The sequence below is a fragment of the Lysinibacillus sp. NPDC097195 genome (assembly GCF_044762075.1).
GTDB lineage: Bacteria > Bacillota > Bacilli > Bacillales_A > Planococcaceae > Lysinibacillus.
Window position 1 is genome coordinate 612,414 of the sequence record NZ_JBIWDP010000001.1, and the last position, 22,508, is coordinate 634,921.

28 protein-coding genes, 1 riboswitch and 1 other annotated feature (1 of these 30 only partly in view) are annotated in these 22,508 nt (G+C 36.3%); of the genes, 22 read left to right on the plus strand and 6 right to left on the minus strand.

Translation table 11 applies throughout. The features are described 5' to 3' along the window. Positions 1 to 202: a binding site (T-box leader), on the plus strand (it extends 8 nt beyond the left edge of the window). Positions 203 to 265: 63 nt separating this feature from the next. Both trpE and ACIQXI_RS03060 read left to right on the plus strand, forming a co-directional pair. Next, positions 266 to 1,651 carry an anthranilate synthase component I gene (gene trpE, locus ACIQXI_RS03055; RefSeq protein ID WP_402921537.1) on the plus strand — a complete coding sequence of 462 codons (1,386 nt, stop codon included), beginning with the start codon at positions 266 to 268 and terminating at the stop codon, positions 1,649 to 1,651. Continuing rightward, on the plus strand, positions 1,648 to 2,232 hold the full coding sequence (locus ACIQXI_RS03060; RefSeq protein WP_402921539.1) for an aminodeoxychorismate/anthranilate synthase component II: 585 nt from the start codon (positions 1,648 to 1,650) through the stop codon (positions 2,230 to 2,232). Before trpE ends, ACIQXI_RS03060 begins: the two co-directional genes overlap by 4 nt. Before the next feature lie 110 nt (positions 2,233 to 2,342). On the opposite strand, the gene ACIQXI_RS03065 is transcribed toward ACIQXI_RS03060, so the two are convergent. Beyond that, a complete protein-coding gene (locus ACIQXI_RS03065; RefSeq protein ID WP_402921541.1) occupies positions 2,343 to 2,849 on the minus strand; it encodes a hypothetical protein in 507 nt (168 codons plus the stop codon). Between the two features lie 2 nt (positions 2,850 to 2,851). Then, positions 2,852 to 3,295 (minus strand): hypothetical protein, encoded by a 444-nt coding sequence (locus ACIQXI_RS03070; protein ID WP_402921543.1) that lies wholly within the window; start codon positions 3,293 to 3,295, stop codon positions 2,852 to 2,854. Positions 3,296 to 3,454: 159 nt separating this feature from the next. Here ACIQXI_RS03070 and rpmG point away from each other — a divergent pair, with 159 nt between their 5' ends. From rpmG to ACIQXI_RS03090, 4 genes are all read left to right on the plus strand, one after another. Next, a complete protein-coding gene (rpmG, locus tag ACIQXI_RS03075) occupies positions 3,455 to 3,604 on the plus strand; it encodes a 50S ribosomal protein L33 (RefSeq protein ID WP_008408521.1) in 150 nt (49 codons plus the stop codon). A 66-nt stretch (positions 3,605 to 3,670) separates the two neighbouring features. Further along, positions 3,671 to 4,255, plus strand: coding sequence for a 5-formyltetrahydrofolate cyclo-ligase (locus tag ACIQXI_RS03080; protein WP_402921545.1), 585 nt, complete (start codon positions 3,671 to 3,673; stop codon positions 4,253 to 4,255). Between the two features lies 1 nt (position 4,256). Continuing rightward, a complete protein-coding gene (locus ACIQXI_RS03085; protein WP_402921547.1) occupies positions 4,257 to 4,466 on the plus strand; it encodes a YqgQ family protein in 210 nt (69 codons plus the stop codon). A 290-nt stretch (positions 4,467 to 4,756) separates the two neighbouring features. Further along, positions 4,757 to 6,652 (plus strand): LTA synthase family protein, encoded by a 1,896-nt coding sequence (locus ACIQXI_RS03090; protein WP_402921549.1) that lies wholly within the window; start codon positions 4,757 to 4,759, stop codon positions 6,650 to 6,652. 224 nt (positions 6,653 to 6,876) lie between these two features. Here ACIQXI_RS03090 and ACIQXI_RS03095 read toward each other — a convergent pair whose 3' ends face one another. Both ACIQXI_RS03095 and ACIQXI_RS03100 read right to left on the minus strand, forming a co-directional pair. Further along, a complete protein-coding gene (locus ACIQXI_RS03095; RefSeq protein WP_402921550.1) occupies positions 6,877 to 7,416 on the minus strand; it encodes a TlpA disulfide reductase family protein in 540 nt (179 codons plus the stop codon). A gap of 147 nt (positions 7,417 to 7,563) precedes the next feature. After that, positions 7,564 to 7,743 (minus strand): DUF2759 domain-containing protein, encoded by a 180-nt coding sequence (locus ACIQXI_RS03100; protein ID WP_402921552.1) that lies wholly within the window; start codon positions 7,741 to 7,743, stop codon positions 7,564 to 7,566. Between the two features lie 167 nt (positions 7,744 to 7,910). On the opposite strand from ACIQXI_RS03100, the gene ACIQXI_RS03105 reads away from it, so the two are divergent. Further along, positions 7,911 to 8,555 (plus strand): MBL fold metallo-hydrolase, encoded by a 645-nt coding sequence (locus tag ACIQXI_RS03105; protein WP_402921553.1) that lies wholly within the window; start codon positions 7,911 to 7,913, stop codon positions 8,553 to 8,555. A gap of 71 nt (positions 8,556 to 8,626) precedes the next feature. On the opposite strand, the gene ACIQXI_RS03110 is transcribed toward ACIQXI_RS03105, so the two are convergent. Both ACIQXI_RS03110 and ACIQXI_RS03115 read right to left on the minus strand, forming a co-directional pair. Continuing rightward, on the minus strand, positions 8,627 to 8,869 hold the full coding sequence (locus tag ACIQXI_RS03110) for a DUF2626 family protein (RefSeq protein ID WP_024361272.1): 243 nt from the start codon (positions 8,867 to 8,869) through the stop codon (positions 8,627 to 8,629). 118 nt (positions 8,870 to 8,987) lie between these two features. Then, a complete protein-coding gene (locus tag ACIQXI_RS03115; protein WP_402921555.1) occupies positions 8,988 to 9,698 on the minus strand; it encodes a helix-turn-helix transcriptional regulator in 711 nt (236 codons plus the stop codon). A gap of 324 nt (positions 9,699 to 10,022) precedes the next feature. Here ACIQXI_RS03115 and comGA point away from each other — a divergent pair, with 324 nt between their 5' ends. From comGA to ACIQXI_RS03190, 15 genes are all read left to right on the plus strand, one after another. Next, the gene (gene comGA / locus ACIQXI_RS03120) at positions 10,023 to 11,045 is read left to right on the plus strand and encodes a competence type IV pilus ATPase ComGA (protein ID WP_402921557.1); all 1,023 of its coding nucleotides are present in this window, start codon (positions 10,023 to 10,025) and stop codon (positions 11,043 to 11,045) included. Next, complete coding sequence (gene comGB, locus ACIQXI_RS03125; RefSeq protein WP_402921559.1) at positions 11,020 to 12,099, plus strand: competence type IV pilus assembly protein ComGB; 1,080 nt, start codon at positions 11,020 to 11,022, stop codon at positions 12,097 to 12,099. The genes comGA and comGB overlap by 26 nt, the downstream gene beginning before the upstream one ends. A gap of 11 nt (positions 12,100 to 12,110) precedes the next feature. After that, entirely contained in the window at positions 12,111 to 12,452 is a 342-nt protein-coding gene (gene comGC / locus ACIQXI_RS03130) for a competence type IV pilus major pilin ComGC (RefSeq protein ID WP_402921561.1), read from the plus strand. Then, entirely contained in the window at positions 12,449 to 12,889 is a 441-nt protein-coding gene (gene comGD / locus ACIQXI_RS03135) for a competence type IV pilus minor pilin ComGD (RefSeq protein WP_402921563.1), read from the plus strand. Before comGC ends, comGD begins: the two co-directional genes overlap by 4 nt. Further along, positions 12,886 to 13,200, plus strand: coding sequence for a hypothetical protein (locus ACIQXI_RS03140; RefSeq protein WP_402921565.1), 315 nt, complete (start codon positions 12,886 to 12,888; stop codon positions 13,198 to 13,200). Before comGD ends, ACIQXI_RS03140 begins: the two co-directional genes overlap by 4 nt. After that, entirely contained in the window at positions 13,197 to 13,622 is a 426-nt protein-coding gene (gene comGF / locus ACIQXI_RS03145; protein ID WP_402921567.1) for a competence type IV pilus minor pilin ComGF, read from the plus strand. Before ACIQXI_RS03140 ends, comGF begins: the two co-directional genes overlap by 4 nt. Beyond that, positions 13,600 to 13,800, plus strand: a complete 201-nt coding sequence (locus tag ACIQXI_RS03150) for a hypothetical protein (protein ID WP_402921568.1) — start codon at positions 13,600 to 13,602, stop codon at positions 13,798 to 13,800. Before comGF ends, ACIQXI_RS03150 begins: the two co-directional genes overlap by 23 nt. Before the next feature lie 16 nt (positions 13,801 to 13,816). Further along, positions 13,817 to 14,332, plus strand: a complete 516-nt coding sequence (locus ACIQXI_RS03155; RefSeq protein WP_402921570.1) for a shikimate kinase — start codon at positions 13,817 to 13,819, stop codon at positions 14,330 to 14,332. Positions 14,333 to 14,478: 146 nt separating this feature from the next. Further along, a riboswitch (glycine riboswitch) is annotated at positions 14,479 to 14,571 on the plus strand. 279 nt (positions 14,572 to 14,850) lie between these two features. Further along, on the plus strand, positions 14,851 to 15,954 hold the full coding sequence (gene gcvT / locus ACIQXI_RS03160) for a glycine cleavage system aminomethyltransferase GcvT (protein WP_402921572.1): 1,104 nt from the start codon (positions 14,851 to 14,853) through the stop codon (positions 15,952 to 15,954). Between the two features lie 25 nt (positions 15,955 to 15,979). Continuing rightward, the gene (gene gcvPA, locus ACIQXI_RS03165) at positions 15,980 to 17,326 is read left to right on the plus strand and encodes an aminomethyl-transferring glycine dehydrogenase subunit GcvPA (RefSeq protein WP_402921573.1); all 1,347 of its coding nucleotides are present in this window, start codon (positions 15,980 to 15,982) and stop codon (positions 17,324 to 17,326) included. Further along, positions 17,319 to 18,782: an aminomethyl-transferring glycine dehydrogenase subunit GcvPB gene (gene gcvPB / locus ACIQXI_RS03170; protein WP_402921574.1), complete on the plus strand. Its 1,464-nt coding sequence runs from the start codon at positions 17,319 to 17,321 to the stop codon at positions 18,780 to 18,782. The genes gcvPA and gcvPB overlap by 8 nt, the downstream gene beginning before the upstream one ends. A 665-nt stretch (positions 18,783 to 19,447) precedes the next feature. After that, positions 19,448 to 19,825, plus strand: coding sequence for a hypothetical protein (locus ACIQXI_RS03175; protein WP_402921576.1), 378 nt, complete (start codon positions 19,448 to 19,450; stop codon positions 19,823 to 19,825). Between the two features lie 14 nt (positions 19,826 to 19,839). Beyond that, complete coding sequence (locus ACIQXI_RS03180; protein ID WP_402921577.1) at positions 19,840 to 20,316, plus strand: hypothetical protein; 477 nt, start codon at positions 19,840 to 19,842, stop codon at positions 20,314 to 20,316. Between the two features lie 551 nt (positions 20,317 to 20,867). Next, the gene (locus ACIQXI_RS03185) at positions 20,868 to 21,539 is read left to right on the plus strand and encodes a hypothetical protein (RefSeq protein ID WP_402921579.1); all 672 of its coding nucleotides are present in this window, start codon (positions 20,868 to 20,870) and stop codon (positions 21,537 to 21,539) included. Between the two features lie 180 nt (positions 21,540 to 21,719). Further along, positions 21,720 to 22,361 carry a hypothetical protein gene (locus ACIQXI_RS03190; RefSeq protein ID WP_402921580.1) on the plus strand — a complete coding sequence of 214 codons (642 nt, stop codon included), beginning with the start codon at positions 21,720 to 21,722 and terminating at the stop codon, positions 22,359 to 22,361. Positions 22,362 to 22,508 lie beyond the last annotated feature (147 nt).

The window sequence follows — 22,508 nt, forward strand, 5'->3', positions numbered from 1 at the left end:
TTAGATGAAGAGTAGTAACTATTATTATTTGTTTAAGAGAGCTAGCGCTTGGTGGAAGCTAGTACAACATAATAGTGAATGGACTTCGGAGCTCTAATTCAGAAATGTCTAGTATGGATTAGCGTTTGCCTACGTTACAAGGCATAGAGAGGCTCTATTTTTTGAGCAATGAAGGTGGCACCACGGCTTTTCCGTCCTTTGCGATGGAAAGGCCTTTTTATATGGTTTTTTGGTGTAGCAGAGCAGAGTAAAGGAGAGATTGAGTATGACAGTTGAGCTTAGCAGATTTGCCATGAAGGTATTACAAGGGGATATGATGACGCCTATATCGGTTTATCAATCCTTAGCAGGGAAGCATAAAATGCTATTTGAATCTTCAGCGAAACATGAGGAAAGTGGACGTTATTCCTTTATTGCGGTAAATCCGATAGCCGAGCTAATCGGAGATCGAAACGGTTACCAATTTACAAAAGGCTTGGAGATTGATAAGTCTAGCGATAATGTATTGAAAAAATTAAAGAAGGTTATGCCATTTCACGAAGCGGCCTATCCATTTGCCTTTTTTGGAGGCGCGATTGGTTATTTTGGCTATGAAACGGCCTTTTATGCCGAAAGAATTGGCGAGTATTTACAAGATCATTTAGATATGCCAGATGTCCATGTTTTTTTCTATGATACATTTATTGTATTTGATCATGTAAAACAAGAAGTTACACTAGCAGCAATCGATTTATTTAATGAAGGTCACTCACAAGATACGATGGAAGCAAATATTGCTGAACTAGAGAGGCAGCTTTGTGCAGGTACTACATTCGGTTTGATGGAGCTAGGTGCATTGGATTTTCAACCGATGATAGCAAAGGAAGAGTTTATTGCCATCGTCGAACGAGCAAAACAACATATTGTAAAAGGGGATATTTTTCAAATCGTACTTTCGCAACGATTTTCGTCGCCGTTTACAGGTAATCCATTTGCCTTGTATCGTCAGTTGAGAACTTCGAATCCTTCACCTTATATGTTTTATATGGATTTCGGGTCGTATACTATTTTAGGCACTTCTCCTGAGAGTCTTGTTAAGGTCAAGAATCGCAAAGTGACGACCAATCCAATTGCAGGAACGAAGCCACGTGGTGCAACACCACAAGAGGACGAGGCGATTGCTGAAAGCTTATTAGCCGATAAAAAAGAAATCGCTGAACATCGAATGTTAGTTGATTTAGGGCGCAATGATATTGGACGCATTTCCAAGGTTGGCACGGTGAAACTTCAGAAATATATGAACATAGAACGCTATAAGCACGTCATGCATATTGTTTCGGAGGTCATTGGCGAGCTGCGAGATGAGGTACATGTATTAGATGTCCTTAGTGCATGTTTACCTGCAGGTACTGTATCGGGGGCACCGAAAATTCGAGCAATGCAGTTAATTAACGATATGGAACCAGTTAAGCGTGGCGTCTATGCCGGAGCAGTAGGCTATATTTCAGCAACAGGAGATATGGACTTAGCGCTGGCGATTCGTACGATGGTTATTAAAGATGGGCATGCACATGTGCAGGCAGGGGCTGGCATTGTTTATGATTCAGTGCCTTTGTCTGAATATGAAGAAACGCTTAATAAAGCACGTGCGCTACTGGAGGTAAGAAAATGATTCTACTAATCGATAATTATGATTCATTCACATATAATTTATTTCAGCAAGTAAGTATGCTTGGGAAGGAAGTACGCGTAGTACGAAATGATGAAATAACAATTGAAGAAATAATTGAATTAAACCCAGAAGCGATTATTTTATCACCAGGGCCGGGCACACCGAATGAGGCTGGCATTACAGTGCAAGTAGTACAGAAATTGCATAAAAACTATCCGATATTAGGAATTTGCTTAGGGCATCAGTCGATTGGGCAGGCATTTGGTGGCTCAATTGTGCAAGCGAAAAATATTATGCATGGTAAATTATCTACATTACACTATGAACAGACAGGCGTTTTTGCACAGTTTGATGGTGATCTAGAAGTGATGCGCTATCATTCATTAATTATAGAGCCTTCTACTTTACATGAGGATTTCATGGTGATGGCCACATCCATTGATGATGGGGAAATAATGGCCATTCAACATAAGCACTATCCACTTGTCGGATTACAATTCCACCCAGAGTCCATTGGCACGAAAGCAGGAACTGAAATCGTGCAAGCCTTTTTAGAGTGCCAGTCACTCAAACAATTCTGACAATTTAGCATCTCATAGTTCAAGTAAAAAACACAATACGCTAGTTATGGGCTTTGAGTACCCATAACAAGCGTAGTACGAGTGCCAGTCACGCAAACAATTCTGACAGCTTATTGTTTTTTGCCTGTAATTAACTTGGCGATTTCTTCTAACGTCATGGAAGAATTCACTTCATAGGAGCCGATTTGTAAGCTTCGCGCATATTTTGCATTGGCGAGTAGTAGTTCCATTTCGACACTATTTGAAATAATGCCACCGTCCTCAAGCTTTTGAGCCACGATATACGGTGTAATGCCGCTATATACTTGGAGTGTCATCGTGACTTCATTGCTAGTGTCTGGGGTACTAGTATTATCTTTATCAGCTTGTTCATTTTCGTCAGCAGGCTTGTCTTCTTGCTTTTTTTCAGTAGTAGTGTCGTTTGAAGATTGCGCCTTTAAAGATGCAATTTCATTTGTTGCCTCAGTGAGCTTTTTTTGTAGCGCTGCCACATTCTCATTATTAGAAGAGATAACGGTTGGTAGACCAATATTAAGATTGAAACGATCAGCTACAGATAGTAATGCTCCGACGAGGAAAAGGGCAATGCCAAATGCACGGATAGCGGACTTATTCATAATTAGCGACCTCCGTTAGCAATGACTTGTTGCACTTGTTCTTCTGTTAAATTGGAGCGAATACTAATATCAGCAACAGAAAGACCTTGTTTGTTTAGCTCAAGCACTTGACTAATAATAATGTCATGAATCGGTTTGCTGTTATTTGGCATCACATTCGTTTTTTTTACTTGTGCGGCTTGTTGAACAGCCTGCATCACTTGTTGAACTTTTGGATTTTGGGGAGCAGGATATTTTGTTGTTGATGATTTTACTTGAAATTCTGGCTCTAATAAAAGCTCCTCCTCGACAACTTTTAGTCGACGTTTTAAATTATTCGTTTCTTGAAAAATGGAGATAGATAATTCTTCGACATCTTGTTCGACTTTTTTCGCGCTGTTTTTAAAAAAGAACGATAAAAGGATTAGAACGATACCGACAATCATAAGTATGATGGATAAATCCACTAGTTTCACCCCGTTAAATTATGTAATTATAAGATATTTTACCACATGCAAACTTAATATGAAATGAAGGTAGATTTTTTTTCAGTTTATGTTATAATAGGTTAGTCGTATAAATCATGCTCAAATTTAAATTCTTGATATAGAGTGGGAGGGTTAATAATGCGCGTAAACATTACTCTAGCTTGCACAGATTGCGGCGAACGTAACTACATTTCTAAAAAGAACAAGCGTAACAATCCAGAGCGTCTTGAACTTAAAAAATATTGCTCTCGCGAGAAGAAATACACTCTTCACCGTGAAACAAAGTAATCGCTCATTAAAGCCAAAACCACATGTGGTTTTGGCTTTCTACATTTTAATAGGAGGGTACTTGTCTTGGATAAAACGATGTTACGAAATGAGGTACGAGAAGTACTGGCAAATATGAGTGCAGCTACATATCGTGATCAATCATTTGCTGTAGCCAAAAAAGTGCTACAGGAACCATATATAATAGAAGCAAATACAATTGGGATTACTATTTCCAATAAGCCAGAAGTTGATACGATTCATCTAATTGAAGCACTCTGGCAGCTAGGCAAAAAAGTGGCGGTTCCAAAATGTAACGCAAAAACAAGAGAAATGTCATTTTACGCTATTGAGTCGTTTGCCCAGCTAGAAACTGTTTATATGCATTTGCGTGAGCCAATTCCAGCACTGTGTGAGTTCGTTGACGCAAATGAAATGGATATTATCCTTGTGCCAGGTGTTGTTTTTGATAGACAAGGTTACCGAATTGGCTACGGCGGTGGTTATTACGATCGCTATGTATTACACTATAAAAAAGGTAAACTGCTGTCTCTGCTTTTTGATGAGCAACTATATGAACATGTACCTGTAGAGCAGCATGATTGCCCAGTAGATCTTATGATTACACCGACAAAACGAATTGATTGTGTAGCGCATCGAGGAGCGAAGTAAAATGGATAAAATGTTAGATATTTATGAATTGTTAAAGACATACGGCACTTATATTTATACGCGAGATCCCATTGGCGATTTACTGTTAATGGAGGATGAAATTCGTGAGTTGTACAAGGCGAATGTACTCGACATTAAAGATTATCAAATGGCTTTATTATTAATCCGACAAGAAACGACAAGGCTACGGGTTGAACAAAATAAGCAATAATGTTTTAAATACGAATAATTTGGGTATCGTAAAAATATTGTAATATGTATGTAAAATTGTCAAAAACAGTGGTTTTCCACTGTTTTTATGATTTTACGAAACTTTTTACATTTTAAAACGTATATATTAATGTTACGTGCATAATTGGGTACATGTAACAGGGCTTACTAAAAATATATGTGTTGATTATCTGTAAAAAAAGGATTAAGATATAATTTGTTTCAGTAGCAATTTGTTACAGTTTGTTAAATTTTATTATTTTTTTGTAAGGAATAGGGAGGATGTTAGGAATGAAATTAAAAAAGTGGCCTAAACATTCATTTATGATACTAGCAATCGTAGCAACTTGGATAAAAACGGTCATTGTGTATCACACAAGCTTTGAGTTGAAGATTGAAAATGCGATGCAACAATTTATTTTGTTTATCAATCCATTAAGTTTTTTACTGTTTATTTATGGATTATCGTTATTCTTTAAAACACCAAAAATAAGAAATCGTTATATCATTACGATTAGTGTCTTATTATCGATCGTTTTATATGGAAATGTTGCGTTCTATCGTTTCTACAATGACTTTATTACATTACCGGTATTATTCCAAACAAGTAACTTTAGTGATTTAGGAACATCAGCTGCTGCTATTATAAACCCTTGGGATCTATTATATTTTGCTGATGTATTTATTTTAATTATTGCTAATAAATATTTACCAAAAATGAAAGCTTCGGTTAAAGTAAACGTAGAATTCCGTCGTGCGTTCTTCGTGCTAGCGGTTGCTATGACTTTTTTAAACTTAGGATTAGCAGAAACAGAGCGACCACAATTATTAACACGTAGCTTTGACCGTGAACTTCTTGTGAAAAATATAGGAACGTACAATTATCATTTATATGATATTTACATTCAATCAAAATCATCGGCACAACGCGCATTAGCGGATGGCAGTGAATTAGTAGAAGTGAACAACTACATCCGTTCAAACCAAGCGGCAAGCGACGAAAATATGTTTGGTAAATATCAAGGGCGTAATTTAATTGTTGTTTCACTCGAATCGTTACAAAACTTTGTGATTAATAATGATATGGACGGACATGAAATTACACCGTTCTTAAATTCATTAACAAAAGATCCAGATACGTATTATTTCAGTAATTTCTATCACCAAACAGGGTTAGGGAAAACATCAGACTCAGAGTTTATTGTAGAAAACTCTTTATTTGGTCTTGGTCGTGGTGCAGTATTCTTCACACATGGCGGTAATACGTATAACTCCATGGCGGAGCGCCTTGGTGAAAATGGATACTTTACAAATGTGATGCACCCGAACAATAAATCGTTCTGGAATCGTGATATGATGTATCAATCTTTAAAAATCGATAAATTCTATGATGTAGATTCATATACGGTAGAAGAAGGGCAAGCTGTCAACTGGGGTATGAAAGATATTCCGTTTATGGAGCAATCAGCTGCATTAATGAAAGACATGCCACAGCCATTCTACTCGCGTTTAATTACATTAACGAACCACTATCCATTTACGTTGGATCCGGAAGATATTATGATACCTGAATACACATCAAACTCAGGAACATTAAATCGCTACTTCCAAACAGTTCGTTACATGGATGAAGCCTTAAAAAATTTCTTCCAAAATTTAAAAGATCAAGGCGTTTACGATAATTCCATTATCGTTATGTATGGTGACCATTACGGTATTTCTGAAAACCACAATAAAGCGATGGCACAATACTTAGGTAAAGATGGTATTACACCATATGATAATGCATTGTTACAAGAAGTACCTTTATTCATCCATATACCAGGCGATGGAGAGGGGAAAGAAATGACAGAGGTTGCAGGCCAAATAGATTTACGTCCAACAATTTTACATTTACTTGGTGTTGAGACATCGAAAGATATGCAACTTGGAGCAGATTTATTCTCTCCAGAGCACGAGGATTTTGTTATCTTCCGTGATGGTCGATTCATTACAGATAAATATGTTTATGCTGGGGAAGCTTGTTATGATAAAGCAACGGGCGAACAAATAGATGTTGCGCCGTGTCAGCCTTTTGCAGATCGAGCAACAACTGAATTGGAAAATTCAGATGCCATCATTAATGGTGACTTACTCCGATTCTATGATGAAAAAACAGGTAATTTAAAACAAAATGCGGTAGAGTAAACAAAAAGGCATGCTAGCTCAGCTAGTATGCCTTTTTGAGTGCCAGTCACTCAAACAATTCTGACTATTAAATTCAATTTCAGCCATGTGCCAGTCGTGGGTTGTTGCTTACATATGTACCGAGGAGAGAGCAGTGTTTTTTACGCATAAGCAAGGTCAATAGTATAGTCATAAGCTTACTTAACGTAGTTACATATATATAGAATAATAGTAATATATTGTTTTTATAGTTCTGAGATAAGCTGCTGTAAATCTTGTTGTGTAAGTTGGCCCTCGATAGTATGTCTTAGTATACCTTTTTGATCAATAATTAAAGTTGTAGGGAAGGCGATAACTTCACTGGATTTACCAAGCGATCGATCAGTATCTAAAAAAATAGGGAAATTTAAATCGTATAATTGCTGAAACTTCATTGCGTTTTCGCGACTATCATATGAAGTAGCATTGATTGCAAGTAGTTCAACATTTTTTGGTTTTTGCTCATAGAACGTCTTTAAATCTGGAGCTTCCTCCTGACAAGGACCACACCAAGATGCCCAAAAATTAATAATAAGAATTTTCCCTTGATATTCTTCTAAGGTCGTTGTCGATTTATCTAGGAGAGTTAATGGTGTTTCAAAGTTGACCTCTGCTATACCGTTTAGTTTATTGATAAGTAATTCAGGTGGAATTTCCTCTTTAAAAAATTCATTTTTTACAGTAAGAGCTATTAATGCCACCACTATAAATAATGCAATGCCAAGGTAAAATTTTTTACGTTTCATGATAATCTCCTTTATGTATAATTTATATCCTTTTTTTCAAAATCCTTACTTATATCATAACGTAAATGTTTAGAAGAAACCGCTCATTTTGAAAGAAAACAGAAAAAAGCAGTCTCCCTAAGAGACTGCTCTTTTTCTGTTTGAATTTTAGTGTAATGTTGGAGGGTAACCGCTATGAATGATTGTCATGATGACGAACCAACCGAATACCCCAGCACTTGCTAAGTTAAAAACAATACTTAGTAAGTTCTTTTCTTTAATTGCTTGGAATGTACCAACGATAGCTAAAATAGAAACTAGACCAAAAATAACCATTAATAAGTTCATTAAAAAAGACACTCCTTTCGACATCAGAAAATGAATGTCGTAAACAATATTTCTCCTTAATTGTAAACGTTCTACCTGTTTTTGTCGAGGACTATATAGAGCAAAGTATGAACTTTTATCGTCAAATTGTGGCAAAGAATGTATAATATAAAGTTGAGGTGATATGAATGATGAATGTACGAAGCTATTCCCTTGGTCCAATCCAAACGAATTGTTATATCGTATCGAATAAAGAGAAAGAATGTTTGATTTTCGATCCAGGTGAAGAAGCGGCGAAAATTATAAAAATGATTCGCAGTAATGGACTTAAACCACTAGGTATTTTTTTAACACATGCCCATTTTGACCATATCGGTGCAGTCGATGAAGTAAGAGACACTTTTAATATCCCGGTCTGGATTCATGAAAAAGAGGTCAGTTGGCTTGCGGATCCAGCGAAGAATGGTTCTGGAAAATATGCAGCATTACCGGATTATAAAGTTGCTGCACCAGCAGAAGAACATATTATTAAACAAGAACAACTTTTTGAAATTAGTAATTTTGTGTTTAAGGCAGTATTTACTCCTGGTCATTCACCAGGCAGCATTTCTTATATTTTTGAACAGGATGGATTTGCCATTGTCGGAGATACATTATTTGAGCAAAGTGTAGGGCGCACAGATTTATTAGGTGGATCGACAAAACTATTATTAGCATCAATTCATGATAAATTATTAACTTTACCTGAAGATACCATTGTTTACCCAGGTCATGGACATTACACAACAATCGGTAATGAAATGGAAACAAATCCATTTTTAAATGGGTTTTAATGAAGTTCAAAGTAAGTGCGGGAAATAAAAAAAGCGTGTCTCGAAATTGTTGAGACACGCGATTTTTTGTATTAATGACCGCCACCTGGTACGTGAATGAATGTTGTATAGTACGTGAAGCCAGCGAAGAATACAGTTAAATATGCTCCGAAAATGTACATGTACATACGTTCTGAAAGGTTTAAGAAGCCTAATAATAAGAATAAACCTGTATTACCTACGAATAATAGCGATACCTCGTTCATACCACCAAGGTAGAACATAACTGCAAAAATACCTGTCCAGAATGCCATAACTTTATACATATTATCCATGAAATTTCCCCTCCTTTTGCCCACGACACAATAATCTCTTACTCATTATAAATGATATGAAAGGTGTCTGTAAACTGGAACTTCTGCTTCTTTGTGACAAACAAATGGATTTTACAAATTAGCAATCCATTTCTGTCACGTTAATTTCATATTTGCATAAATCACAGTTATGTACCATGCTTTCGATTTGGACAATTTCATTGCTTGAAAATAAGGCGTTCAATTGTCCCTTTAAATAAGATTCATGTAATGTGCAAACAATTTCAGAGTGCGTATTGAGTTGCTCTTGGAATGGACAATTAAATATAGAGAATATTACCTTTTTCCCTTTGTCCGTTTGCTGTATTTGTGGCACATAGCCAATCAATGCAGCATTGTCTGTTAATAATTGAAGCTTTTGATCGAAAGTTAGCATATTATTTAGTTTCAATTCTGCAGTCACATAATTTTTCATTTGCTGATAGCCATCTTGATAACTTATGTCTTGGCATTTAGATAGAGCGGATGGTCCTAATTCTTCAACAAGCTGGATTGTCCATTTTAATAAACGTTCTTCATCACGTCTTGGAAATGTTAGAGACACGCCTTTTTCAGCTGCCTTATAAACACGGCCAGGTCGTCCGCCTTTACCGGTTTTTGCAAAATCCGCCGTAATAATATTAATTTCAGAGAGCTTTGTTAAGTGCAGACGCGCAACGTTTGGATGAATATTGAATTTATCCGCAATATTTTGCACCGTTACCGTCTTTTTCTCTTTTAGAATATACTCATAAATGGAGTATCTTGTTTCATCGGCTAATGTACTAGTAATTTTTAATGGATGGATCATTTACATCACCTCAGTTTAATTTTGTGAAAATAGTTGTCAGTTAAAAGTTAGGAAAAAAATCATGTTAATTCTATTATATTGTATTATTGGAAAAGTTACAGTTCCTTTAGACATAAATATTACCTTTTTCGTGTTTTTACTTTGCTTTTTGAGTAAAATTGTATGTTATCCACATGTTTTTTAGGAAAATGGCGATTTCAGCGTGAAATGTCTCTCAAGATTTTATTTTAGAAAAAGGGCTTTTCACATAACTTTGCCATTCATATAATAGGAATTAACGAATAGAGCGGTCATATTCGAATGAACTAGAAAGAGGGTGTAAGTATGCAAACTTTCGAATCTGTTATAGAACAAAAAAGTGAGCATCTTTTAGTAAAAGCCTATCATTTTGGTGCTTCCGATTTATTACTCATACCGGAAGAAAATCGATATATAATCTATTTTCGAAAATATGATAAGCTACTGCAGGCAGGGGAGCTTCCCCATGAACTTGCTGAGCGTATCGTGTCCTATTATAAATTTTTAGCGGCATTAGATATTAGTGAACGCCGCAAACCACAAAGTGGCTCATTTCAAAAAATTGTTGAACAAAATCATTTTGCATTTCGCGTTTCTACACTTCCTTCCGCTTATTTAAAAGAAAGCCTTATTATTCGGCTTTTACTTCAAAATCACACTTTTCCACTTACTTCTTTAAGTTATTCCAAATGTGCAGCAGATAAGTTAATACAGCTTGTGTCTAATCAGCAAGGGATTTTATTGTTTTGCGGTGCAACGGGCTCTGGTAAAACAACATCCCTCTATTCTTTAATTCACCATTGTTCGAGCGAGCTTCAACGGCATGTTATTTCGTTAGAAGATCCGGTGGAAAATCATCAAGGTAATCTTTTGCAAATTCAAGTAAATGAACGGGCAGGGATTACCTATGCTACAGGTTTAAAAGCGATTTTGCGACATTCGCCTGATGTCATTATGATTGGGGAAATTCGTGATCAGGAAACGGCTAAAATTGCTATTCAAGCAGCCTTAACTGGGCATCTAGTATTGTCAACGATTCATGCCAAAGATTCGGTAAGCTGTCTCTATCGACTCATTGATTTAGGTGTTTCGTTAGAAGAGCTTCGTCAAACAGTACTGGGCATTGTGGCGCAAGTTCTTCTTCCGCTACCACAACAGCAAGAAGGTCGGCGAGCATTGTTTGAAATATTAAGTGATGAACATCTTGATTATGCAATTCAAGCAATACAGCAAAATCAGGTTTATACAATGCCCTTTGAACTAACGCTTGCTGGTCAAAAAGAAGAAATTGCGAGGCAACACTATGCGAAAGCTCAACGTGTTTATTAATAATCTGCAATTGAAACATAAAAGGGCAACAAAATGGCGTTTAAAGAATCAGGCTCAGTTTATGCGTCGATTAAGTGTATTAATACAGGAAGGTTATTTATTTGCACAAGCAGTTTCAATGTTGCTACCTCATCATGTAGAAAAACATGAGGAAGTTCAACACTTTGTCGATGAAGCATTGAGGCAAGGGAAAGGTGTTATTGGTGTATTTGAAACATTGCAACTAGCCAAGCACCATTTAATCGCTATATCTATTGCTGAAAATAATGGACATATGATCGAAGCATTAAATGCTATTGCAAAGCAATTGTCATTGAGTCAAGAGACGAAAAATAAATTGATTAAGCTACTTTTGTATCCAGTGGTACTGATTATATTTCTATTACTGCTGTTTCTAATATTTCGTACATTTTTCTTTCCTAATATAGAAAAAATGGTGACAAGCCGTACGATTGATATAGAAGAACAACCAAGTATTACTATAGCCGAACTTTTATTACATGTTCCAGACGCACTTGTATTGATGGTCATCGTAGTAATTTGTAGTAGTATGATTGGCTATTGTTTATTAGTACGGCAATCCATTGCAAGACAGCTCCATATCGTTTTAAAAATACCGTTTGTCCATCACTATTTTCGGCTAACGATCACCAAACAATTTGCTGCCTATTTGGGTAGCCTGCTGCAAAGCGGTTTCTCTTTACAAGCAAGCCTTCAAATATTGGAGGAACAGCAATTCCAACCATATGTTCAATATTTAGCAAGTCGTATAAAAGACAGAGTGACCTATGGTGATACGTTAACACAAGCAGTTGTTTTTCTAACGGTGTGGCACAATGATTTCGCTACGTTTGTCGAACATGGTGAGCAAAGTGGCTATTTAGGGAAGGAATTAACACTATATAGTGAGCTGTTATTAGAAAAGCAAGAGCTTCAGTTACAAAGAATGCTTGCTTTTGTACAACCTACGTTTTTTGTGTTCATTGCGTTATGTATTATTGCTGCCTACGTCAGCTTATTATTGCCGATATATCAGATGATAGAACTAATATAGGAGGATCTTCAATGAAGCTTATGAAACAACAAGCTGGATTTACATTAATTGAAATGTTGATTGTATTGTTGATTATCTCAATGCTAATACTTATTACAATTCCAAATGTCACAAAACATTTTGCGACAATTGATGAAAAAGGCTGCGCTGCCTATATATCAATGGTGCAAGGACAAGTAGAGGCCTATCGAGTAGATTTTATGGAGTATCCAACATTGGATGATTTGGTCACAAAGGGGTATTTAAAAGAGCAAGGAACGACTTGCCCGAATAAAGCTGAACTAGTAATTACTAGCAATGGTGAAGTGCAGTTAGCCAAACAGTCATCGGCTGCAGAGGGCAATGGTCAATGATGGGACTAAAAAATGAGCGTGGCTACACACTAGTGGAAATGGTAATTGTACTGTTTGTTGTTATGACCTTAACAGCGATAGTTATAAAATTTTCCTTTAAAATAGCGGAAGCACAAGAAATTGAACGGTTCTTTAACCAAATGCAGTTAGATCTGCAATTTATTCAGACGTATAGCATGCAGCATAATGAATATATATTTATGCGTTTTGAAAGTCCATCCCAACGTTATAGTATAAAAAAAGATTTTTATACAACTGAATATACTCGTCCCTTTCCGCAAGGGGTTGAATTATTGCTTAGTCGAAGTAACATTCTGACGATAAGCTATAATTACAAAGGGAATGTGATGAAGCCGGGAACGCTTTATTTTAAAACCCCACAAGGCACTAAAAAGGTGGTTATTAGTTTGGGTCGAGGGAGATCGAGGGTCGAATGAATGAATCAGGCTACTCGTTTGTCGAAACAATCGTTGCTATTGTTATATTAATGGTGCTCTGCACGACAATTATACCCATTAGTTACACGATGAAAACCAATTTATATAATCAGAAGCTTGAGGTTATAGCTGCTGAGACAGCTTTTGAAGGTTTAAAGCAATATCGTGATTTACAGCAAGCAGAAGGGGTAAAGACTATAGAGAAAGTGGACTACTACTGGCTGTTTGATGGACAAAGGATATGTGTGACATTTCAAAATGCAACAGAACTGCGCCAAAAGTGTATCCAACATACAGGTGAAGTTCGATGAATGAAAAGGGCTATACTTTATTGGAAGTAATGTTTCAATTAGTCGTCTTAGTGCTGGTATGTCATTTTTTCGTATTTGTTATGCTGTGGGCTACGACTATGAAAACGACGATGATGACTGATGAGCAAACTAAGTGGGAGTTATTTGCGTTTGAAATGCATACGAATTTAGCAAATGCCACATCCATAACTATTAGTGGCAATCAGCGAAGGATAATGTTGCACACATCTAATGCATTGCATCATTTTGATTGTTATCGCAATATGATTCGACAACAGGTAAATGGTGGACATGTGCCAATGCTTATTGGAATTAATAAATGCCAGTTTGAACTTAACAATCATGAACTGACCATTGCGGTAGAATTTCCAAGCGGTTTACAAAAGGAGCGGACCTATTATGTACCAATTATTGAAAAATGATAGAGGGGCTGTCTTTTTAATCGCAATTGCATTATTATTTTTTGTAACTACTTTTGTTCTTGCGTATTGCATGTCTTATGAGATTCAGTTTCGAACATATAATGGATTAGAAAAGATGAATGTTCGAGCTACGATAAATTTATTAGGACAAATTTTGTCAGACAGTGTAGAATCGTAGTAAGAAGGTGATTCGAATGCGAAAAATATATTTAGTTGGCTTTATGGGCTGCGGGAAAAGTGCGTTAGGAAGAAGGTTAAGCTATTTATTGAAGTTACCGTACTATGATATGGATCGTGAAATTGTTAGACAACAGGGGATGACGATTCCAGAGATTTTTGAGAAATATGGAGAGGCTCGTTTCCGAGAAATAGAAACGGAATTTTTGAAAAATTTCCGCGACGAGGCATGTATTATTTCTACAGGTGGCGGTGTAGCTGTAAATGGGGAAAACCGGAAAATTATGAGACGCAGTGGGCTTGTATTCTTTTTAGATGCGACATTCGAAGATATATATAAGCGAATACAGCACGACCCTAATCGCCCAATAGTACAAAGCTCAACGAAAGAAGAGCTAGAGGAGCTGTATCATTACAGACGAAAATTCTATCGCGACGCAGGACATATTCAGGTGTTGACAGAAGGTAGAACAATTCGACATATTCTAGAGTATTTAGTATTTCAAGTGAAAAGGTTGAAAAGCGAACGATAGATTATATATTTAACTATAACATTCGTGTTTTAAGTAAATTTAAAAAATGTTTGCCTTTTCAATACAATCAATGTTAGGATATAGACTAATAAGGTAACTTTTTTGTACATTGAATACTAAATAGTACCAAGATTATTCTTGGGCGGATGATTGTACGGGGAGAGCGCGTGTAGACGCCACCGAAGGAGCAAGTAGCAAAGGGCTATGAATCTCTCAGGTAAAAGGACTCGTACAAGACGCAACTCTGGAGAGTGCTGTAATACAACAGCCACCAAAGGGGAAAGCCTACTAAATTGGCATTTTCGTAATGCGAATTAGTTTGGTGTAACTTTCAGGTGCAAGGACAGAGAATCCCGAAAAGGGGTTCGTCTGTCTTTTTTTATGTCTAGACATTTGTCATACGTATTATCGGGAGCAGTGACTTGCTAACGTGCATAGGGCAATGTGCTTTGTACCATTAAAAAAGCAGACGAACTACTACCAGTAAAAATGATACTAACAATAAGGAGGCAATAGTAATGACGAATGAATTAAAACGTACACCTCTATTTGACGAATATGCAAAGTATGGTGGTAAAACAATTGACTTCGGTGGATGGGAATTACCAGTGCAATTTTCTTCTATTAAAGAAGAGCATGATGCAGTGCGTAATCGTGCGGGCTTATTTGATGTGTCACATATGGGTGAAATTTTAGTAACAGGTCCAGAAGCACTCGATTTTTTACAAAATCTATTGTCTAATGACATTTCAAAAATCGCTACAGGTCAAGCACAATACAACGCAATGTGCTATGAAAATGGTGGCGTTGTTGACGATTTACTAACTTATAAACTAGCAGACAATCATTATTTACTATGCGTCAACGCAGCAAATATCGAAAAAGATTATGACTGGATGATGGAAAATCAACATCAATACGATGTAACAATCGACAACCAATCTGATTCATATGCCCAAATTGCATTACAAGGACCGTTAGCAGAAGAGCTACTTCAATCATTAACGGCTACGGATTTAAGTGCGATTAAATATTTCCGCTTCCAAGAGGATGTTGAAATTGCAGGTCATAACGCATTAGTTTCTCGTAGTGGCTACACAGGTGAAGATGGGTTTGAACTTTATGGTACGCCAGCAGACATTAAAGCTTTATGGGATATCATTTTAGAAGCTGGAAAAGACAAAGGCGTTGTGCCTGCAGGCTTAGGATGTCGTGATACGCTACGCTTTGAAGCAGGTCTACCACTATATGGTCAAGAACTATCAGCAACAATATCACCACTTGAAGCGGGTATTGGCTTTGCCGTGAAATTAAATAAAGATGATTTTATTGGTCGTGATGCGTTAGCTGAACAAAAAGAACATGGCTTAGCGCGTAAAATTGTTGGTATTGAAATGATCGATAAAGGAATTCCACGTCATGGATACAAAGTGTTTAAAGATGGGCAAGAAATTGGTGAAGTGACAACAGGGACTCAGCTTCCTTCTTCAAAACGTAATGTTGGTAACGCCTTAATTGACAGTCAATTCGCAACTATCGGAACTGAATTAGAAATTGAAATTCGTGGTAAGCATTTAAAAGTAGTGACAGTTGAAACACCGTTTTATAAGCGTTCAAAATAAAATGTGAAAAGAGGGACCTACATTTATGAAACATCGTTATTTACCAATGACGGAGCAAGACAAACAACAAATGCTAGACGTAATCGGTGTATCTTCAGTAGATGAGTTATTCGAGGATATTCCAGAAAAAGTACGTTTTAAAGGGCTTTATGATATTAAAGCAGCAAAATCTGAATCAGCATTATTAAAAGAGTTATCAGCCCTTGCTGCAAAAAATAAAGATACAAATGCCAACGTATCATTTTTAGGAGCAGGTGTTTACAATCACTATAAACCGATTATTGTAGACCATGTCATATCTCGTTCAGAGTTTTACACGGCCTATACACCTTACCAACCTGAAATCTCTCAAGGGGAATTACAAGCAATTTTCGAATTCCAAACGATGATTGCTGAGCTTACAGGCATGGATCTTGCCAACTCATCTATGTATGATGGTGGAACGGCGCTAGCGGAAGCAGGTATGTTAGCTGCAGGTCATACACGTCGTAAGAAAATTTTAGTATCTGAAACGGTTCATCCTGAATATCGTGATGTCGTTGCTACATATGCATACGGTCAATCAATTGACATCGTTACAATCCCTCATAAAGATGGCGTAACTGATGTAGAGGCTTTAAAAGAGCTAATTGATGATAATACAGCGGCTGTAATTGCACAATATCCAAACTTCTTTGGTCAAGTAGAGGATTTACAAGTAATCGGGGATATTGCACATGAGGCAAAAAGTTTATTTGTTGTCTCTTCTAACCCACTTGCACTAGGTATTTTAACACCTCCAGGTAAGCTAGGTGCTGATATTTGTGTAGGTGATGCACAAGTATTTGGCATTGCGGAAAGCTTTGGCGGGCCACACTGTGGTTTCTTTGCTGTAACAACGAAATTAATGCGTAAAGTACCTGGTCGTCTTGTTGGGGAAACAGTAGATGGGGAAGGTCGTCGCGGTTATGTATTAACACTACAAGCCCGTGAACAACATATCCGTCGTGATAAAGCGACATCTAACATTTGTTCAAACCAAGCGCTATTAGCACTTGCAGCTTCTGTTGCCATGACAGCTTTAGGTAAGCAAGGTGTGCGAGAAATGGCGATGCAAAATATTGCAAAAACACGTTACGCAAAAAATGCTTTTGAAGCGGCAGGCTTTACAGTGGCATTCCAAGGTGCGCACTTTAACGAAATTGTTGTTAAAACAAATAAATGCGTGAAAGAAATTAATAAAGGCTTATTGGAAAAAGGCATTATCGGCGGTTATCCATTAGGTCAAACATACGATTCACTGAAGCAACACGTATTAATCGCTGTCACAGAATTACGCACGAAGGAAGAAATTGATGCACTTGTTGCAGAAATGGGGGCTCTCAATGCATAACGAAAATCAATCACTCATTTTTGAAATTACAAAAGAAGGTCGCGTAGGGTATAGCTTAGAAGCTTTAGATGTACCAGAAGTTGATCTTGCGGATTTACTTCCTGCAAACTGTATTCGTGAAGAAGCAGCGGAATTACCAGAAGTTTCAGAGCTTGATATTATGCGTCATTATACGGCACTTTCTCGTCGTAACCACGGTGTAGACTCTGGTTTCTATCCACTTGGTTCATGTACGATGAAGTACAATCCGAAAATTAATGAATCAGTAGCACGTTTTTCTGGATTTGCCAATGTGCATCCATTACAAGATGAGTCAACGGTTCAAGGTGCTATGGAACTTCTCTATGAACTACAAACATCATTAGTAGAAATTACTGGTATGGATGAAGTAACATTACAACCTGCTGCAGGTGCTCATGGTGAATGGACGGCATTAATGATGATTCGTGCATTCCATGAAGCGAATGGCGAAGGACATCGTAATAAGGTCATCGTGCCTGACTCAGCGCATGGTACAAATCCAGCATCAGCAACAGTTGCAGGCTTTGAAACAATCACAGTAAAATCCGATGAAAACGGCTTAGTAGACATTGAAGATTTACGTAAAGTCGTAGGTTCAGATACAGCGGCCTTAATGCTAACAAACCCAAATACACTTGGGCTATTTGAAGAAAATATTATCGAAATGGCAGAGCTTATTCATGAAGTGGGCGGTAAAGTTTACTATGATGGAGCGAACTTAAATGCGGTTATGAGTAAAGCGCGTCCTGGTGATATGGGCTTTGACTGTGTACACTTAAACTTACACAAAACATTTACAGGTCCTCACGGTGGTGGTGGTCCGGGTTCTGGTCCAGTCGGCGTTAAAGCTGATTTAATTCCATTCCTGCCAAAACCAGTACTTATTCGAACAGAAGATGGTTCATACCACTTCGATTACGACCGTCCACAATCAATCGGTCGCGTAAAACCTTACTATGGTAACTTTGGTATTAATGTACGTGCTTACACTTATATTCGTACAATGGGTCCAGATGGCTTAAAAGCTGTTACAGAATATGCTGTATTAAATGCAAACTATATGATGCGTCGTCTAGAGCCATTCTATGATTTACCATATAACCGCCATTGTAAACACGAATTTGTCCTTTCTGGTCGTCGCCAAAAGAAATTGGGCGTACGTACACTAGATATTGCAAAACGTCTGTTAGACTTTGGCTACCATCCACCAACAACGTACTTCCCACTGAATGTGGAAGAGGCGTTAATGATTGAGCCTACAGAAACAGAATCAAAAGAAACATTAGATGCATTCTGCGACATTATGATTCAAATTGCGAAAGAAGCAGAAGAAAATCCATCAATCGTACAAGAAGCACCACATACAACAGTCGTAACACGTTTAGACGAAACACGCGCTGCTCGTACACCAGTGCTTCGCTACCAAAAAGCATAATTAATTTTAATGCCCGACCAGTATTTTACGATACTGATCGGGCATTTTTTTGTGTTTGAGGAAAATTGAAGTTACTTAAAAAAGAGAAAAATATTTTCCTATGGAACTTATTCTAAAAAAGTAATGTAATAAAAATTCATCAGTATTGGCGAGATTTCAAAAAAATAATTTTTTATAGAAAAAACCACCATTGCATAATGAACGTAAAATTTAATACTTTCATTGGAAGGTTAATATGTCAATTAATACGAACTTTAAGCAGCAACATTCGACGCATGTATCTGTGAAAAGATTTAGTAGCACTACGCCATTAATTGCTTCATCATACCAAAACAATGACAAAAGCATTAAAAATTTTGCTATGCAACAACAAAAAGACACCGTATCGATTTTCAGGTGAAGCTAGGTTACTAGCATCTCGTGCTTCCGTGAGACCTAACTCATAGGCAAATACAGCTTTAAACTGGGCAAAATCTACAGTTAGTTGGCTGAAAAGAGCGGGTCAATTTGCTGTAGATGCAGCTAAAGAAGGTATAAACTTCTTAGTACTCGATGATGTTAGAACAATTTTTAACCCAAATGCGGGTATTACAGAAAAAGGGGTAGCGCTAGTTTCCCTCTTCCCAGCAGGGAAAGTCGTTAAATCAGGAAAGTTATTCGAACTATTGAGAAAAGCGGGCAAATCCGCTGATGTAGATGCCTTTGCCGGTTTAGGCAAAATTCAGAAGTTTAATGCTAGAGGAATTTTATTAGATGGAAATAATAGTACTGGTTGGGAGCATATTTTCAAAAGACATGTTGCGGGCACTACTGCCAATAGAGGGACAACGTTATTCCCTAGAGCACTCGGTGATGCACAGATTAAAAATTTAATTATGGAATCATTAGAAAAAGGAAAATTAGAAAGTACTTATTTTGATGGTACAAAAATTTACACATATCCGAGAAAATATGGTATTTCTGAGATGACTACAATTGTTACAAAAGATAATATTATCAGAACATCGTATCCTAATGGTGGTACATCGGTAAGAAGAAAATAAAGGAGTGTTTAAATATGAAAATTAGATTTAATCTTGAAGATGATGATGTATCGGTTCTAAAAAATAAAAATGTTCGAGCAGATTATTATCTTGATAGCTATTTAGAAGTATTTATACTTGAAAATAATAAGAATATTTTTCTCTTCTCCACAACGTTGCACAGTACAATTATTATTACATTTAGTCGACAATTAATTGAGCTACATCGAACGTGCAAGAAACAGGTTCTTGATACTTTTGGAAATGCAAATGTCTATACCTTTAAAAAAGTAGGGAATTATATGGTGATCACAAATTTTGACGTCTTTTCTAATTCAGAAGAATGGGAATATACATTTGATTTTAAGGCCTTTTTGAAAGCTTATACGAAAGAATTACGACGACATTTGGAAAATTTGGTAGTGAAAGATGCGAATATTATAAAACGTCCAAACTTTGTTCTACTTAGACAAGGATTATTGGAATTAGAAGATATTGTACAGGGGAAATAATTTGTAGAGTTACTAAGAAAGAAAATAAAATTGGATTTTAAAGAAGTATTGGAAGAAATATTGAAACGAAACATGGCACTATGTTGAGGTTGTTCGTCGCCTTTACAAAATATAGATAGATGAAACAATTTAAAATAACAGAGCAAATTAATTTACGGTATCTGTCGAAATTAGAATGGATGTGGGAATGATAAAAAGTCCCCCTTAAAGCGTTGTGAAACAAAATGTATTGGAAGGGAAAAGAAACTACCTCATTTTCTTAATGGATAATATTTGGAAACCTTGATAGAATAGTTTTCTATCAAGGTTTTTTATTTATTTAGAAAGAGAACACTTTGAGAGGATTACATTATATATAAACGATGAAGTTAGAACGTTTCTTTTAAATAAAGGATGGTTAGTTACGGATGAAGATAAAGAATACGACAGCGTCATAGGTAATCTGCTATCCCTTATCATTCTAGTTTTTAAATGATATTGTCTTTTTGGAAAGTAAAATATCAAAGCTAAACAATTTAACAAGCTAGGTCACTTTAAATTGGAGGAAATAAATGATTATACATTTTAAGTCGACACCTTTCATCACTCGAACAGCAAGAAACATCGAAGCAAATGAAATCAATAGTCATTTTCAAACTATCTTACCTACAAGATTGATTGAGTTTTGGAAATCGTATAGTGAGGTTTCATTTGAAAACGGAATTAATATTTATGGCCTTTATATCGCAACTGAAAGAAACAGCTTGTATGAAGTAAGTCGTTACGCACCCGAATATATTTTGATAGGGGATGATGGAGGGGGGCGAGGATTGTTTATAAAAAAGAATGGCGACCTTAACGTTTTCTATCAAGATTTGGGGGCATTGTCATTGTCTTTTAATTCTTTAGATATTGATTTGTTTAGTTGGCTAGAAGATGATCCAATAATAGCTGAAGATAATTTGACTTCAGATGAGCTTGATTTCATAGATGAGGTTAAAGTTTATGTAGTTAGCAAACCAATTGAAGTAAATAAATTTATGATGGAAATAAGAAAATCTTTAAATTTAAAAATTTCAATTCGCGATATGAGAGATAAACTGAATAAATTACCTTTTTTAATGATTGAAAATATCACACTGATGAAGTATGGCAAAACAATTGAGGGTTTAAATCAAAAATACAATTGTTTAGAGGTTCGCAATTCAAAGAATGTAATATTAATTAGTCCAGAAAGGAATTAGCAAGTATTATAGATTGAGTAAATATAGAGCAATTGTAGCGTAAATGATATTTTTTTATTTTTATGGTAATATTAGGGTAAATTTTTGAGCGTATTTATTATAGTGGCTTGGATGGTGGTATGTTCGTAAATCTTCAAAGATCAAGCAACAATATATTTAAACGAAAGGATAGCATTTTTTATGAAACAACTAGAAAATTCAGTATTAAAATTCATACAGGCTATGGATGAATATCCAAAAGAACCAGTTAACAAAAATGGTGGCGTACGTTATAGAGCAAAATTAGCAAATCTTCATGTCGATGAAAAAATCTATCTTTCTTCTGAATTACAATTTTTTTATCAACATTGTGAAATCATTTGTAATGTCCGTCCTGATGGCTATCCATTAGATTGTACAGATATTGATTTAGGGATTAGCCCCCTTTATTTGTATCCTGCAGATAAATTGGTTCGTAGGCAAGAAGGATTTCGATGGGTTGGAACCGAAAAAAGAGATAATCCAGATTGGGACCCCAATTGGCTTGTCGTTGCGGATAAGGATGATGATCCAATTGTAGTTGTCACAAACCAAGAAAATTCACCTGTTTTTGCTAGTTATGAAACGAGTGCCTTATTTCCAATTGCAGATTCTTTTTCGGCCTTTCTTGATGCACTTTCCGTGACATTAGAAATCAAACATAAAGAATTTACAGGAGAGATAATGGATGAAGAAACTTTCGATATCTACGAGGATTTTATTGACCAATTAAAGTCATCTTTAATTAGTACTTTGAAAAAAGAGGAATATGCTCGTAATTTTATTGATTACTTATATGGTTAATAAATGGTCTCATCCGATTTGGCAGTAGCCTAAATGAGGGAAATAATTAGTTATTGGTGTTTTTACAAAGAGAACTTGTAGTAATTTTACTTTGTGTAACATACTTAAAAAGAGAAGCATCAATCTTTCAAAAATCAAAGGAGGAGC

What these genes read in the sequence shown, in the direction of transcription:
- trpE (WP_402921537.1), top strand. Translation starts at nt 266, where the DNA reads ATGACAGTTGAGCTTAGCAGATTTGCCATGAAGGTATTACAAGGGGAT.
- ACIQXI_RS03060 (WP_402921539.1), top strand. Translation starts at nt 1,648, where the DNA reads ATGATTCTACTAATCGATAATTATGATTCATTCACATATAATTTATTT.
- ACIQXI_RS03065 (WP_402921541.1), bottom strand. Translation starts at nt 2,849, where the DNA reads ATGAATAAGTCCGCTATCCGTGCATTTGGCATTGCCCTTTTCCTCGTC.
- rpmG (WP_008408521.1), top strand. Translation starts at nt 3,455, where the DNA reads ATGCGCGTAAACATTACTCTAGCTTGCACAGATTGCGGCGAACGTAAC.
- ACIQXI_RS03085 (WP_402921547.1), top strand. Translation starts at nt 4,257, where the DNA reads ATGGATAAAATGTTAGATATTTATGAATTGTTAAAGACATACGGCACT.
- ACIQXI_RS03090 (WP_402921549.1), top strand. Translation starts at nt 4,757, where the DNA reads ATGAAATTAAAAAAGTGGCCTAAACATTCATTTATGATACTAGCAATC.
- ACIQXI_RS03095 (WP_402921550.1), bottom strand. Translation starts at nt 7,416, where the DNA reads ATGAAACGTAAAAAATTTTACCTTGGCATTGCATTATTTATAGTGGTG.
- ACIQXI_RS03100 (WP_402921552.1), bottom strand. Translation starts at nt 7,743, where the DNA reads ATGAACTTATTAATGGTTATTTTTGGTCTAGTTTCTATTTTAGCTATC.
- ACIQXI_RS03105 (WP_402921553.1), top strand. Translation starts at nt 7,911, where the DNA reads ATGATGAATGTACGAAGCTATTCCCTTGGTCCAATCCAAACGAATTGT.
- ACIQXI_RS03110 (WP_024361272.1), bottom strand. Translation starts at nt 8,869, where the DNA reads ATGGATAATATGTATAAAGTTATGGCATTCTGGACAGGTATTTTTGCA.
- ACIQXI_RS03115 (WP_402921555.1), bottom strand. Translation starts at nt 9,698, where the DNA reads ATGATCCATCCATTAAAAATTACTAGTACATTAGCCGATGAAACAAGA.
- comGA (WP_402921557.1), top strand. Translation starts at nt 10,023, where the DNA reads ATGCAAACTTTCGAATCTGTTATAGAACAAAAAAGTGAGCATCTTTTA.
- comGB (WP_402921559.1), top strand. Translation starts at nt 11,020, where the DNA reads ATGCGAAAGCTCAACGTGTTTATTAATAATCTGCAATTGAAACATAAA.
- comGC (WP_402921561.1), top strand. Translation starts at nt 12,111, where the DNA reads ATGAAGCTTATGAAACAACAAGCTGGATTTACATTAATTGAAATGTTG.
- comGD (WP_402921563.1), top strand. Translation starts at nt 12,449, where the DNA reads ATGATGGGACTAAAAAATGAGCGTGGCTACACACTAGTGGAAATGGTA.
- ACIQXI_RS03140 (WP_402921565.1), top strand. Translation starts at nt 12,886, where the DNA reads ATGAATGAATCAGGCTACTCGTTTGTCGAAACAATCGTTGCTATTGTT.
- comGF (WP_402921567.1), top strand. Translation starts at nt 13,197, where the DNA reads ATGAATGAAAAGGGCTATACTTTATTGGAAGTAATGTTTCAATTAGTC.
- ACIQXI_RS03150 (WP_402921568.1), top strand. Translation starts at nt 13,600, where the DNA reads ATGTACCAATTATTGAAAAATGATAGAGGGGCTGTCTTTTTAATCGCA.
- ACIQXI_RS03155 (WP_402921570.1), top strand. Translation starts at nt 13,817, where the DNA reads ATGCGAAAAATATATTTAGTTGGCTTTATGGGCTGCGGGAAAAGTGCG.
- gcvT (WP_402921572.1), top strand. Translation starts at nt 14,851, where the DNA reads ATGACGAATGAATTAAAACGTACACCTCTATTTGACGAATATGCAAAG.
- gcvPA (WP_402921573.1), top strand. Translation starts at nt 15,980, where the DNA reads ATGAAACATCGTTATTTACCAATGACGGAGCAAGACAAACAACAAATG.
- gcvPB (WP_402921574.1), top strand. Translation starts at nt 17,319, where the DNA reads ATGCATAACGAAAATCAATCACTCATTTTTGAAATTACAAAAGAAGGT.
- ACIQXI_RS03180 (WP_402921577.1), top strand. Translation starts at nt 19,840, where the DNA reads ATGAAAATTAGATTTAATCTTGAAGATGATGATGTATCGGTTCTAAAA.
- ACIQXI_RS03185 (WP_402921579.1), top strand. Translation starts at nt 20,868, where the DNA reads ATGATTATACATTTTAAGTCGACACCTTTCATCACTCGAACAGCAAGA.
- ACIQXI_RS03190 (WP_402921580.1), top strand. Translation starts at nt 21,720, where the DNA reads ATGAAACAACTAGAAAATTCAGTATTAAAATTCATACAGGCTATGGAT.